Origin of the sequence: Micromonospora sp. LHW51205 (assembly GCF_003315815.1) — a bacterium.
GTDB classification, from domain to species: Bacteria; Actinomycetota; Actinomycetes; order Mycobacteriales; family Micromonosporaceae; genus Micromonospora; species Micromonospora chalcea.
This window is the reverse complement of sequence record NZ_QMEZ01000001.1, coordinates 988050-1000617: the sequence shown is the minus strand read 5'-3', so window position 1 is coordinate 1000617 and position 12568 is coordinate 988050. Positions and strand designations below refer to the sequence as shown.

Sequence of the window (12568 nt, the reverse complement as noted above, 5' to 3'; positions counted from 1 at the left end):
TGGGGGAAATGTCCGAGGTCGGACGGCTGGTGTTGCTCGGCGCGCCGCTGGGCAACCCGGCCGACGCGTCCGCCCGGTTCCGGGAGGTGCTGGCCGTCGCCGACGTGGTCGCCGCCGAGGACACCCGGCGGCTCACCCGGCTCGCCCGCGACCTCGACGTGACGGTGCCCGGCCGGATCGTCTCCTACTTCGAGGGCAACGAGGAGCGGCGCACCCCGGAGCTGGCCGAGGTGCTCGTCGCCGGCTACACGGTCGCGCTGGTCACCGACGGAGGCATGCCGAGCGTCTCCGACCCCGGATACCGGCTGGTCCGGGCCGCCCTGGACGCGGGCGTGCCGGTCACCGCCGCGCCCGGGCCGAGCGCCGTCACCACCGCGCTGGCGCTGTCCGGGCTGCCCTGCGACAGGTTCTGCTTCGAGGGCTTCCTGCCCCGTACCCCCGGCGCCCGCCGCTCCCGCCTGCGGGCGCTCGCCGCCGAGGACCGCACGCTGGTGTTCTTCGAGGCGCCGCACCGCATCGCCGGCGCGCTGGCCGACCTGGCCGAGGCGTTCGGCGCCGACCGGCCCGCCGCGCTCTGCCGCGAGCTGACCAAGACGTACGAGGAGGTGGTCCGCCGTCCGCTCGGCGAGCTGGCCGAGTGGGCCGCCGACGGCGATCCCCGGGGTGAGATCACGCTCGTCGTGGCGGGCGCGCCGGCCAGGCCCGCGGTCCGGCCCGACGACGACACGCTGCGCGCCGCGGTGGCCGAGCGCGAGGCGGCCGGGCTGTCCCGGCGCGACGCGATCACCGAGGTCGCCACCGCGTACGGGCTGCGACGGCGCGAGGTGTACGCGGTGGTGCACAGCTGAAAGGAAGGGCCCCTTCTTAACGCCTGCGGTAGAGGAAGGGCCCCCTTTTAACACCTCACCTCACCAGGCGGCGGCCAGGAACCCGACGGTGATCAGCGCCGGCCCGGCCAGCGCCAGGCCGACCGCCCAGCGCCGCTGCCGCTCGTCCGCGAGCCGGGTCGCGCCGGTCCACCTGGCGATCCCGGCGGCGCACCCGGCCACCAGCGCCAGCCCGAGCAGCCAGCGCAGGTGCTGTCCGGGGCCGGTGTCCGCGTAGGCGGTCGATCCGTCCGGCCCGGTCATCCGGGCCGGCAGCAGGGTGCCGGTGGCGGTCCGCCCGGCCGGTACGCCACTGACCCGTACGCCGTGGGCCTGGAACCGGTCGCCGTCGGCCAGGAAGATCCCCCGGCAACGCTGGGTGAGCCCGCCGCCCGCGCACTCGGTGATCATCACGGTGCCGCCTGTCGAATGCCCCGCGGCCAGCCAGAACGGCCCCGCGCTCACCCAGGCGAAGAACGCGGCGAGCAGGCTCAACGCCAGCAGCACGGCGAGGCCGACGGGCGGGGTCGGCGGGAGGACCGGGCGGGCCGGCGCCCGCCGGACCGGCGGCCGGGCGGGGAGCGGGTGCGGCTCGTCGCGCAGCGGCGTGCCGTCCCAGTGCACCTCCTCGATCGGCGCCCAGCCGCCCGCCTGCGCGGCCCTGCGCTGCCAGCGGGGCTGCCGCACCGGCACCCGGCTCGGCACCGCGTCCACCGGCGCGCCGGTGGTGGGCTCCACCTCGACCGGCGGGTCCGCCGGGTCGAGCCGGGGCTGCGGCGCGACGGGCGTGCCCGCCGGGGCGGGTCGCGCCCGCCGGGTGGTGGCCGCCGACGGCTCCGGCGCCGCTGGTCTGTTGGTCACGATGTTCATTTCACACCGGTACGCCCGGCTTGCGGTGAAGCTCACGCCGCGTGTCGGCGACAAATCGGACGTACGGCCGGCGCCTGCCGCCCATTGGTTCGCGGCCCGCCCACCGCAATCACTAGGCTTGCTGCTCATGAGTCACGTTCTCGCCGCGGTCGCCTGGCCCTACGCCAACGGCCCGCGCCACATCGGCCACGTATCCGGATTCGGCGTTCCCTCCGACGTCTTCGCCCGGTACATGCGGATGGCCGGCCACGACGTGCTCATGGTCTCCGGCACCGACGAACACGGCACCCCGATCCAGGTGCAGGCCGACGCCGAGGGAGTCACCCCGCGCGAACTGGCCGACCGCTACAACCGGGTGATCGCCGAGGACCTGCGGGCGCTGGGCCTGTCGTACGACCTGTTCACCCGCACCACCACGCGCAACCACTACGCCGTGGTGCAGGAGCTGTTCACCGGCCTGTACCGCAACGGCTACATCGTCCCGAAGGTCACCACCGGCGCGATCTCCCCGTCCACCGGCCGGACGCTGCCCGACCGCTACATCGAGGGCACCTGCCCGATCTGCGGCTACGACAGCGCGCGCGGCGACCAGTGCGACAACTGCGGCAACCAGCTCGACCCGATCGACCTGATCGACCCCAAGTCGAAGATCAACGGGGAGACGCCGGAGTTCGTCGAGACCGAGCACTTCTTCCTCGACCTGCCCGCCCTGGCCGACGCGCTGCGGCAGTGGCTGGACAACCGCGAGGGCTGGCGCCCCAACGTGCTGCGGTTCTCCCGCAACCTGCTCGACGACCTCCAGCCCCGGGCCATCACCCGCGACCTGGAGTGGGGCGTGCCGATCCCGCTGGACGACTGGCGCGACCGGCCGGACAAGCGGATCTACGTGTGGTTCGACGCGGTCATCGGCTACCTGTCCGCGTCCATCGAGTGGGCCCGCCGCACCGGCGACCCGGAGGCCTGGCGCAAGTGGTGGTCGGCGGACGGGGAAGGGAAGGACGCCCGCTCCTACTACTTCATGGGCAAGGACAACATCGTCTTCCACTCGGTGATCTGGCCGGCGCTGCTCGGCGGCTACTCCGGTGAGGGGGCCCGCGACGGCGAGCCGGGCGAGCTGGGCCGGCTCAACCTGCCCACCGAGGTCGTCTCCAGCGAATACCTCACCATGGAGGGCCGGAAGTTCTCCTCCTCCCGCAAGGTGGTCATCTACGTCCGGGACTTCCTGGAGCGCTACGACGCCGACGCGCTGCGCTACTTCATCGCGGTGGCCGGCCCGGAGAGCAACGACACCGACTTCACCTGGGCCGAGTTCCTGCGCCGCAACAACGACGAACTGGTCGCCGGCTGGGGCAACCTGGTCAACCGGTCGGTGTCGATGGCGGCGAAGAACTTCGGCGCCGTCCCGCCGGTCGACCCGGCCGGGCTCACCGAGGCCGACCAGGCGCTGCTGGACACCGCGAAGGCGGGCTTCGCCACCGTCGGCGACCTGATCGCCCGGCACCGGCAGAAGCAGGCCATCGGCGAGGCCATGAAGGTCGTCGCCGAGGCCAACAAGTACCTCTCCGAGCAGGCGCCCTGGAAGCTCAAGGGCGAGGACGACAAGCCCCGCATGGGCACCATCCTGCACGTCGCCCTCCAGGTGGTCAGCGACGCCAACACGCTGCTCACCCCGTTCCTGCCGCACTCCGCCCAGAAGATCCACGAGCTGCTCGGCGGCACCGGCACGCACGCCCCGATGCCGGTGATCGAGGAGGTCGACGACCTCGACGGCGGGCCGTCGTACCCGGTGCTGACCGGTGACTACACGGTCGGGGCGCGCTGGGAGTCCGTACCCCTGGAAGTGGGCCGGCCGCTCGCGGCGCCGAAGCCGGTGTTCCGCAAGCTCGACCCGTCCATCGTCGAGGAGGAGCTGGCCCGGCTGGCCGGCTGAGCACGCGCGCGAACCGCGGCCCCGGGGATCTCCCCGGGGCCGCGATCGTCCGCCGGGTCAGGCGGTCGCCATGCTCGGCTTGCCGATGAACTCCATGATGGCCTTGTTGACCTCGGTGGGATGGGTCCACGGCGTGCCGTGCGGCGCACCCTTCAGCGTGACCAGCTTGGCGTCGGACAGCATGTTCACCAGCCGCTGGCCCGTCACCGGGAACGGCAGCACGTTGTCCTTGTCGCCCTGGATGATCAGCACCGGCACGTCGATGTTCGGCAGGTCACCGCGGAAGTCGGTCTGCCAGGCGTCCACCGAGTCGTGGGTGCCCTTGGCCGACGCCTGCGCGCCGATCTGCCAGTGCGCGTGGTACGCCTCGTCGCTGACCAGCTTCCCCCGGTTCTCACTGGCGTTGAAGAACGCGTCGCAGAACTGGGTCAGGTAGGCGAACCGGTCCTGGATGATCGCCTTCTGGAACCCCTCGAACATGCTCTTGTCGACGCCCTCCGGGTCGTCGGGCGTCTTCAGCAGGTACGGCGCCAACGGGGCCAGCAGGACCGCCCGGTCCACCCGGTCCGACCCGTACGCGCCCAGGTAGCGGGTCACCTCACCGGTGCCCATCGAGTGCCCGACCAGGATCGCGTTGCGCAGGTCCAGCTCGGTCATCAACACGTCCAGGTCGGCGGCGAACGTGTCGTAGTCGTAGCCCATGGCCGGCTGCGCGGAGTTGCCGAACCCACGCCGGTCGTACGTGATCACCCGGTACCCGGCGTTCAGCAGCGGACCGCTCATCTTCTCCCAGGTCGCCCCGTTGAACGGGAAACCGTGGATCAGCACGATCGGCTGACCGGAACCGTGATCCTCGTAGTACAGGTCGATGGGTGCGGAGTTCTCCGTACCGACGGTGACGAAAGGCATGTCGGGATTCCCCCTCAGCGCGGGCTTCTCGGACCCCAACGGCTTCCCGACCTGCCCCCGTCTATTCGTGCCGGGCCGGATAGGGCAGGTCCATCACCCGGTCGTCGGTCAGCTCGCCGCCGGGCGCCCAGACCTCGTACACGCCGCGTTCCAGACACTGAGCGCCGGTCGCGGCCACCGCGTCCGGATCCGGGCGGCGCAGCCGCAACCGCAGCCAGCCACCCTCCTCCCGCAGCACCAGGCACGGCGCCCCGCGCCAGGTCGCCGTGCGCAGCCGCCGGGCCGGCGTGTCCACCGGGTAGCGGGCCGCCCGGGTCATCGCCAGCACCCGGAACCCGCCCGGCTGGTCTGCCACCGCCTCGTACTCCGAACCCGCGTACGTGCCGACGAGCCGGGTCGAGCGCGGCGCCTCGCCGGTCGGCACGTACTCCTGATCGGCGGCCAGGCCGGGCACCGCGGCGAGCAGGTGCCGCCACTGCGGACCCGCCAGGCGCAGCCAGCCCCGCTGCTCCGCCTGGTAGGTGTAGAGCACCACCTCCACCCCCTCGGCCGGGTAGGCCAGCAGTGTGGCGTTCGCCGGCATCGGCAGGTCGGCGAACTCCCGGGTGACGAACTCCGGCACGAGCTGCGCGCTGCTCGGCACGAACCCGGTGCCCAGCACCGGCGGCCCGAGCCGGTCCCGGGGCGGCAACGCCATGAGCCCCCGGTGAGCCTCGCCCACCGGCACGTCGTAGTCGGCCGGGTCGGCGGCCCGCCAGCGCAGCGCGTACGCCACGTCACCGCCCTCGGAGTCGCCCCGCAGCACCGCCATCCCGGCCGGCGTCCGCAGGTGCGCCACGTCGTGCTCCCGGTAGCAGAAGCCGTGCGGCAGCCACCCCCGCACGTAGCCGGCGAGCTGGCGGGCGGAGAGCACCTTCACCATCCGGGTGCCCGGCCGGATCACCGCCGAGGCCCGCACCGCGGCCAACGTCGGGTCACCCGCCGCCCCCGGCTGCTGGCTGAGCCGGTGTACGTACGCCCAACCCCGGTCCCGGTGCACCGGCATCAGCAGCGGCGCGTCCGTCTCGTCGGCCGTCCCTGAGCCCCCGTGCACCGCGTCCACCTCGGTCGCGTGCACGAACCGGCGCCACGGATAGCCGCCCCCGGGCCGGGGACACCACTCGAAGCCGGGTGCCTCGTCGGCGCTGAACAGCTCGTACGCCGCGCCCCGGGCGATCTCCTCGGCCGGGTGCACCCGGCCGGCGTACGTCACGCGCAACCCGGCCCGGTCGGAGGCGGGCCCACCGGCATGGTCGGTGACTGTCACTCCGGGACGCTAAGCCCGCCAGATGTGGGGCGTGTGAACGGCCGGTGGCGGTCCGGGAACGCCGGCCCGCGCCGGTGTGTGATGCTGGCCGCGATGACCGAGCAGACCGAGACCCGCAAGCAGCGCGCCGCCCGCCGGGCCGGGGAGTTCCCGCCCGCACCCGAGCCGCTGCCCGTACCCGTGCCGGACAGCCACACCCACCTCGACATCACCGTCGGCGAGTTCGGCACACCGCCGGGCGGCGCCTCCGGCGACGACCCGGTGGCCGCCGCGATCGCCGTCGCCGCCCGGGCCGGCGTGGACCGGCTGGTCCAGGTCGGCGTGGACGTCGACTCGTCCCGGTGGGGCGCCGACGTCGCCGACCGGTACGCAGCGGTGCTCGCCACCGTCGCGCTGCACCCGAACGAGGCGCCCCGGCTGGCCGACCTGGACGAGGCGCTGCGCGAGATCGAGACGCTCGCCGGCCGGGACCGGGTCCGGGGCGTCGGCGAGACCGGGATGGACTTCTTCCGTACCGGCGAGGAGGGGCGGGCCGCGCAGGAGGAGAGCTTCCGGGCACACATCGCCATCGCGAAGCGGCACGGCAAGGCGCTGGTCATCCACGACCGCGACGCGCACGTCGACGTGCTGCGCGTCGTCGACGACGAGGGCGCCCCGGACACCGTGGTCATGCACTGCTTCTCCGGCGACGCCGACTTCGCCCGCGAGTGCGTCCGGCGCGGCTTCCTGCTCAGCTTCGCCGGCACCGTCACGTTCGGCAGCGCCGCCGCGCTGCGCGAGGCCGCCGCCGTCACCCCGCCGGAGCAGATGCTGGTGGAGACCGACGCGCCGTACCTGACCCCGATGCCGCACCGGGGACGGCCCAACGCCTCGTACCTGATCCCGCTGACCGTCCGCTTCCTCGCCGAGACCACCGGCGTCGACCTGGACACCCTCTGCGCCGCCATCTCCACCAACGGTGAGCGCGCGTTCGGCCCGTGGCGTTAAGAAGGGGCCCCTCCATATCGCGAGGCGTTAAGAAGGGGCCCTTCCTTCCCCTCCGGCGGGGGCGCTTACGCTACGGGGCGTGACCGGACTCCTCGGCCCGGCGGAGATCCGGGAACTCGCCGCGCGCCTCGGCGTCACGCCGACAAAGAAGCTCGGCCAGAACTTCGTGCACGACCCGAACACCGTGCGCCGCATCGTCACCACCGCCGGGCTGACCCCGGACGACGTGGCACTGGAGGTCGGCCCCGGCCTCGGCTCGCTCACGCTCGCCCTGCTCCCGGTCGCCGCGCACGTGCACGCCGTGGAACTCGACCCGGCGCTCGCCGCCGCGCTGCCGGAGACCGCCGCCCGCTTCGCCGGCGAGGCCGCCGGGCGGCTCACCGTCCACCCGGCCGACGCGCTGCGGGTCACCGCCGCCGACCTGGCCGACCCGGCGCCGACCGCGCTGGTGGCGAACCTGCCCTACAACGTCGCCGTGCCGGTCGTGCTGCACCTGCTCGCCGAGCTGCCCACACTGCGGCACGGCCTGGTGATGGTGCAGAAGGAGGTCGCCGACCGGCTCGTCGCCGGTCCCGGCTCCAAGGTGTACGGCATCCCGTCGGTCAAACTCGCCTGGTACGCCCGCTCCCGGGCCGCCGGCAAGGTCCCGCCGAACGTGTTCTGGCCGGTGCCGAACGTCGACTCCGGCCTGGTCGCGTTCACCAGGCGCGAACCGCCCCGGCCGGACGTACCCCGGAAGGCCGTCTTCGCCGTCGTCGACGCCGCGTTCGCGCAGCGCCGCAAGACGCTGCGCGCCGCCCTGGCCGGCTGGGCCGGCGGCGCGGACCGGGCCGCCGCGGCGCTCGCCGCGGCCGGCGTGGACCCGTCCGCACGCGGCGAATCGCTCACCGTGGAGCAGTTCGCCGCCATCGCCGCGTCGGCCCCCGACGGCTCCGCCGCCGAGCAGTAGGCTGGCGCCGTTGCCCGACCCCGCCGAGGAGCTGACCGTGCAGAAGCCGTTCGACATCCGCCCGCGTCCAGGGGAGCGCACCCGGTGACCGAGGCATGGCGACCGGAGGACGAGGACGGGCAGCGGCGCGGGGCCAGCGGCCCGGTCAAGGTGCGGGTGCCCGCCAAGGTCAACCTGCATCTCGGGGTGGGACCGCTGCGGCGTGACGGCTACCACGAGCTGAACACCGTCTACCACGCGATCTCCATCTACGACGAGCTGACCGCCCGGCGCGGCGACACGCTCACCCTCACCATGGAGGGCGAGGGTGCCGGGGAGCTGGCGCTGGACGACACCAACCTGGCGCTGCGCGCCGCGCACGCGCTCGCCGGCTACGCGGGCGTCGCCCCGCACGCCCGGCTGCACCTGCGCAAGCAGATCCCGCTCGCGGGCGGGCTCGCCGGCGGCAGCGCCGACGCCGCCGCCGCGCTCGTCGCCTGCGACACGCTCTGGGGCACCGGGCTGTCCCGCGACGAACTGGCCGGCATCGCCGCCGACCTCGGCTCCGACGTGCCGTTCCTCATCCACGGCGGCACCGCGCTCGGCACCGGCCGCGGCGAGACGGTCAGCCCGGTGCTCGCCCGCCCCACCTCCTGGCACTGGGTGGTGGCGATCGCCGACGGCGGCCTGTCCACCCCGGCCGCCTACCGGGAACTGGACCGGCTACGCGACGCCGGAGCCGCCGGCACCCCGCTGGGCAGCACCGACGCGCTGCTCGCCGCGCTGCGCCAACGCGACCCACGGGTCCTCGCCGCCACGCTCGGCAACGACCTCCAGGCCGCCGCGCTGACCATGCGCCCGTCGCTGGCCGAGACGCTCAAGGCCGGCGAGGCCGCCGGCGCGCTCGCCGGCATCGTCTCCGGCTCCGGACCCACCTGCGTCTTCCTCGCCGCCGGCGAGTCCGACGCGGGGCGGATCGCCGCCGAGCTGACCGCCGCCGGGGTGTGCCGGGAGGCCCGCGTCGCGCACGGACCGGTCGCCGGCGCCCGCGTGGTCTGACGCCCCGTACCCTTGACTCAGGCGTCCCGGGCCCCGGGACGCCTGAGTCGTGAAAGGTGGGGAATGGCCAACATCGTCAACCTGGACCGGGTGTCCAAGGGGTACGGCGCCGCCGGGCCGCTGCTCACCGACGTCTCGCTCGGCCTCGACGACGCCGACCGGGTCGGCGTGGTGGGCCTCAACGGCGCCGGCAAGTCGACGCTGCTGCGGCTGCTCACCCGCGCCGAGGAACCCGACGACGGCCGCGTCACCCACCGCCGCGACCTGCGCGTCGCCTGGCTGCCGCAGCGCCTGGACCTGGCCCCCGACCTCACCGTGCGGGACGTGGTGCTCGGCACCGCCTGGCTCGGCGAGAGCATGGGCGCCGAGCACGAGTGGGCCGGCGACGCGGGCGTGCGCGCCATCCTCGACGGCCTCGGCATGCCCCACCTCGGCCTGGACACGCCGGTCGGCCCGATGTCCGGCGGGGAACGCCGCCGGGTCGCGCTCGCCGCGCTGCTGGTCCGCGACGCCGACCTGCTCGTCCTCGACGAGCCCACCAACCACCTCGACGTCGGTGGCGTCGACTGGCTGGCCCGGCACCTCGTCACCCGCAAGGGCGCGCTCGTCGTGGTCACCCACGACCGCTGGTTCCTCGACGCCGTCTGCACCACCACCTGGGAGGTCGCCGACCAGACCGTCCGGGCGTACGAGGGCGGCTTCGCCGCGTGGACGCTGGCCCGCGTCGAACGGCAGCGCGTGGCCGCCGCCACCGAGGCCCGCCGGCAGAACCTGCTCCGCAAGGAGATCGCCTGGCTGCGCCGCGGTGCCCCGGCGCGCACCTCCAAGCCCAAGTTCCGCATCGACGCGGCGAACGCGCTCATCGCCGACGTCCCGGAACCCCGCGACACCATGTCGCTGCAACGGCTCGCCACCGCCCGGCTCGGCAAGCAGGTGTACGACCTCGAACACGTGCGGCTGCACGCCGGCCCGAAGGAGATCCTGCACGACACCACCTGGCAGGTCGGGCCCGGCGACCGGGTGGCCATCCTCGGCCGCAACGGCGCCGGCAAGACCACCCTGCTGCGGATGCTCGCCGGGGTGACCGGCCCCGACGGCGGGCGCTTCGCCGCCGGGCAGACCGTCCGGCCCGCGTTCCTCTCCCAGGAACTCGCCGAACTCCCCGGCCACCTGCGCGTGCTGGAAGCCGTCGAAGAGGTGGCCCGGCGCGTGCAGTTCGGCGACCGGGAGATCAGCGCCGCCCAGCTCGCCGAGATCTTCGGCTTCGACGACCGGCGGCTCTGGACCCCGGTGAGCGACCTGTCCGGCGGGGAACGCCGCCGCCTGCAGATGCTGCGCCTGCTCGCCGGGGAACCCAACGTGCTCCTGCTCGACGAGCCCACCAACGACCTGGACACCGACACGCTCGCCGCGCTGGAGGACCTGCTCGACTCCTGGCCCGGCACGATCGTGGTGGCCAGCCACGACCGCTACCTGATCGAGCGGGTCACCGACGTCGCGTACGGCATGTTCGGCGACGGCCGGCTGATGCACCTGCCCGGCGGCGTCGACGAGTACCTGGCACGCGCCGCCGCGGCCGGCGGCCCGGCGCCCGCCGACCTCACCCCGGCCACCACGGCGCCGGAACGCGAGGGCATGTCCGCCGCCGAGGTACGCACCGCGAAGAAGGAACTCAACCGGCTGGAACGGCAGATCGCCAAGCTGGAACAGAAGGAGGCGGCCCTGCACGAGCAGCTCGCCGCGAACGCCACCGACTACGCCCGGGTCGCCGAGCTGGACGCACAGCTCAAGGAGGTACGGGCCGAGCGGGACCGCACCGAGGAGACCTGGCTGGCCCTGGCCGAGGAGCTGCCGGGCGGCTGACCTGCCGCCGGGGTGGGGGGTGTGCGGCGTCACTGACCGGCGTACGGGACAATCACCGGTGGAACCCTCGTCCGAACGGTCTTTTGGAGACGCAGAGATGGCCCACACCCCCGTCAACCACCCCGCGCGGCCGATCTACCGGGCGATCGGCGGGATCGTTGGTCTGTACTTCGTCGTCTTCGGCGGCCTCGGCGTCATCGCCAGCGCCGGTGGCGATTTCTTCGCCCAGGACGACACCAAGGTTCTCGGCCAGGGCACCAACATGGCGTTCTCGCTGGTGTCGGTGCTCGTCGGCGTCGTGATCCTGGTCGGCACCGCGATCGGCCGCAACCTCGACGTGGCGATCAACCAGTGGCTGGCCTACACCCTGATGGTGATCGGCCTGGGCTCGCTGGCGTTCCTGCAGACCGACGTCAACATCTTCAACTTCTCGATCATGACCGACGTCGTGGTCCTGACCCTGGCGCTGGTGCTCCTGATGGCCGGCATGTACAGCAAGGTCGGCTCCGACGAGGAGCACGAGGCATGGCAGAAGGCCCGCCTGGTGCTCTGATCCCTCCTCGTACGAAGGCCCGGCGCGCCGCGCGCCGGGCCTTCGGTGTTTTCCGGACGCGAACGGACAACCCAGGCGACAATTGCCCCGAATCAGTCGCACGACTGGAGGGCACCATGGCGCACTTCCCGGTGAACCACCCCGCGCGGCCCCTCTACCGGGTGCTGTCCGGGCTCATCGGCCTCTACATCCTCGTCTTCGGCGTCTACGGCGTCTTCCTGACCTGGGGCGAAGGGCTGTTCGGCCGGGGCAGCAACTGGGCGCTGGGCCTGCGCACCAACCTGGCCTTCTCGCTGGTCTCGGTCGTCTTCGGCGCGGTCCTGCTGGTCGGCGCGTCCCGCCGCACCAATCTCGGCCACTACATGAACCTCACCGCCGGCGTGGTCTTCCTGGTCACCGGCATCCTGATGATGTCGGTGCTGCAGACCTCGGCGAACTTCCTCAACTTCTCGATGTCCACGGTCATCGTGTCGCTGCTGTTCGGGCTGATCCTGCTCGCCACCGGCCTGTACGACAAGGTCGGCACCGCCGAGCACGCCGAGGAGGAACGGCAGCGCCGCTACCACCCGATCGGCGAGCGCTGACGCGGCTGTTGCGCTGACGCGGCGTCAGCCCCGGGGGATCGGCCCGGGCTTCGACTCCAGGTGCGACAACCCGTTCCAGGCCAGGTTCACCAGGTGCGCCGCCACCGTCTCCTTGCGCGGCTTGCGCACCTCCAGCCACCAGCGCCCGGTCAACGCCACCATGCCCACGAGAGCCTGGGAGTAGAGCTCGGCGAGCTTCGGGTCGTACCCCCGGATGGAGAACTCGCCCGCCAGGATGTGCTCCACCTGGTGCGCCACGTCGTTCATCACGCTGCTGAAATTGCCGGTCGCCGACATCAGCGGCGACTCCCGGACCAGCACCCGGAACCCGCTGGTCTCCTCCTCGATGTAGGTCAGCAGCGTCAACGCGGCCTGCTCCAGCAGCTCCCGCGGATTGCCCGCGGTCAGCGCCGTGGTGATCCGGTCCAGCAGGGCCCGGACCTCCCGGTCCACCACCACCGCGTAGAGCCCTTCCTTGCCGCCGAAGTGCTCGTAGACCACCGGCTTGGACACCTTGGCGCGCGCCGCCACCTCTTCGATCGAGGTCGCGTCGAAGCCGCGCTCGGCGAAGATCTGCCGGGCGATCGAGATCAACTGCTCGCGCCGCTGCGTCGCGGACATCCGCACCCGGGACGGCTTCGCCGCCGGCGCGGGCCGCCGCCGGGCGCGGTCACTGCCGGGAACGTCGGTCACCCGCCCCATCCTGCCAGGCG

At 73.3% G+C, this 12568-nt stretch carries 12 protein-coding genes; 8 read left to right on the top strand and 4 right to left on the bottom strand.

The annotated features are described in order from the left end of the window. Window positions 1-8: 8 nt before the first annotated feature. Window positions 9-848 carry a 16S rRNA (cytidine(1402)-2'-O)-methyltransferase gene (gene rsmI / locus DQE82_RS04615; RefSeq protein WP_370446783.1) on the top strand — a complete coding sequence of 280 codons (840 nt, stop codon included), beginning with the start codon at window positions 9-11 and terminating at the stop codon, window positions 846-848. Window positions 849-908: 60 nt separating this feature from the next. Here the strand turns inward: rsmI and DQE82_RS04610 are convergent, their stop codons facing one another. Further along, window positions 909-1736, bottom strand: a complete 828-nt coding sequence (locus tag DQE82_RS04610) for a hypothetical protein (protein WP_233514586.1) — start codon at window positions 1734-1736, stop codon at window positions 909-911. Between the two features lie 127 nt (window positions 1737-1863). Between DQE82_RS04610 and metG the strand changes: the two genes are divergently transcribed. Further along, window positions 1864-3666: a methionine--tRNA ligase gene (gene metG, locus DQE82_RS04605; protein ID WP_043330658.1), complete on the top strand. Its 1803-nt coding sequence runs from the start codon at window positions 1864-1866 to the stop codon at window positions 3664-3666. Window positions 3667-3723: 57 nt separating this feature from the next. Here metG and DQE82_RS04600 read toward each other — a convergent pair whose 3' ends face one another. After that, window positions 3724-4575, bottom strand: coding sequence for an alpha/beta fold hydrolase (locus DQE82_RS04600; protein WP_043326820.1), 852 nt, complete (start codon window positions 4573-4575; stop codon window positions 3724-3726). Between the two features lie 61 nt (window positions 4576-4636). Next, complete coding sequence (locus tag DQE82_RS04595) at window positions 4637-5881, bottom strand: hypothetical protein (RefSeq protein WP_113972068.1); 1245 nt, start codon at window positions 5879-5881, stop codon at window positions 4637-4639. 81 nt (window positions 5882-5962) lie between these two features. Here DQE82_RS04595 and DQE82_RS04590 point away from each other — a divergent pair, with 81 nt between their 5' ends. The 6 genes from DQE82_RS04590 (at window position 5963) to DQE82_RS04565 (ending at window position 11855) form a co-directional block, all read left to right on the top strand. Then, a complete protein-coding gene (locus DQE82_RS04590; RefSeq protein ID WP_113972360.1) occupies window positions 5963-6868 on the top strand; it encodes a TatD family hydrolase in 906 nt (301 codons plus the stop codon). Between the two features lie 79 nt (window positions 6869-6947). Further along, entirely contained in the window at window positions 6948-7817 is an 870-nt protein-coding gene (gene rsmA / locus DQE82_RS04585; RefSeq protein ID WP_030501155.1) for a 16S rRNA (adenine(1518)-N(6)/adenine(1519)-N(6))-dimethyltransferase RsmA, read from the top strand. 84 nt (window positions 7818-7901) lie between these two features. Next, on the top strand, window positions 7902-8855 hold the full coding sequence (locus DQE82_RS04580) for a 4-(cytidine 5'-diphospho)-2-C-methyl-D-erythritol kinase (protein WP_043326815.1): 954 nt from the start codon (window positions 7902-7904) through the stop codon (window positions 8853-8855). 63 nt (window positions 8856-8918) lie between these two features. Further along, complete coding sequence (locus tag DQE82_RS04575; RefSeq protein ID WP_113972067.1) at window positions 8919-10718, top strand: ABC-F family ATP-binding cassette domain-containing protein; 1800 nt, start codon at window positions 8919-8921, stop codon at window positions 10716-10718. A gap of 97 nt (window positions 10719-10815) precedes the next feature. Continuing rightward, window positions 10816-11271, top strand: coding sequence for a DUF4383 domain-containing protein (locus DQE82_RS04570; protein WP_043326811.1), 456 nt, complete (start codon window positions 10816-10818; stop codon window positions 11269-11271). Window positions 11272-11387: 116 nt separating this feature from the next. Further along, the gene (locus DQE82_RS04565) at window positions 11388-11855 is read left to right on the top strand and encodes a DUF4383 domain-containing protein (RefSeq protein ID WP_043326810.1); all 468 of its coding nucleotides are present in this window, start codon (window positions 11388-11390) and stop codon (window positions 11853-11855) included. A gap of 24 nt (window positions 11856-11879) precedes the next feature. Here the strand turns inward: DQE82_RS04565 and DQE82_RS04560 are convergent, their stop codons facing one another. Beyond that, the gene (locus DQE82_RS04560; RefSeq protein ID WP_174534858.1) at window positions 11880-12557 is read right to left on the bottom strand and encodes a TetR/AcrR family transcriptional regulator; all 678 of its coding nucleotides are present in this window, start codon (window positions 12555-12557) and stop codon (window positions 11880-11882) included. Window positions 12558-12568 lie beyond the last annotated feature (11 nt).

Excerpts from the sequence above, each read along its gene's own strand:
- DQE82_RS04600 (WP_043326820.1), bottom strand. The coding sequence starts at position 4,575 with ATGCCTTTCGTCACCGTCGGTACGGAGAACTCCGCACCCATCGACCTG.
- DQE82_RS04590 (WP_113972360.1), top strand. The coding sequence starts at position 5,963 with ATGCTGGCCGCGATGACCGAGCAGACCGAGACCCGCAAGCAGCGCGCC.
- metG (WP_043330658.1), top strand. The coding sequence starts at position 1,864 with ATGAGTCACGTTCTCGCCGCGGTCGCCTGGCCCTACGCCAACGGCCCG.
- DQE82_RS04565 (WP_043326810.1), top strand. The coding sequence starts at position 11,388 with ATGGCGCACTTCCCGGTGAACCACCCCGCGCGGCCCCTCTACCGGGTG.
- DQE82_RS04560 (WP_174534858.1), bottom strand. The coding sequence starts at position 12,557 with ATGGGGCGGGTGACCGACGTTCCCGGCAGTGACCGCGCCCGGCGGCGG.
- DQE82_RS04610 (WP_233514586.1), bottom strand. The coding sequence starts at position 1,736 with ATGAACATCGTGACCAACAGACCAGCGGCGCCGGAGCCGTCGGCGGCC.
- rsmI (WP_370446783.1), top strand. The coding sequence starts at position 9 with ATGTCCGAGGTCGGACGGCTGGTGTTGCTCGGCGCGCCGCTGGGCAAC.
- DQE82_RS04575 (WP_113972067.1), top strand. The coding sequence starts at position 8,919 with ATGGCCAACATCGTCAACCTGGACCGGGTGTCCAAGGGGTACGGCGCC.
- DQE82_RS04570 (WP_043326811.1), top strand. The coding sequence starts at position 10,816 with ATGGCCCACACCCCCGTCAACCACCCCGCGCGGCCGATCTACCGGGCG.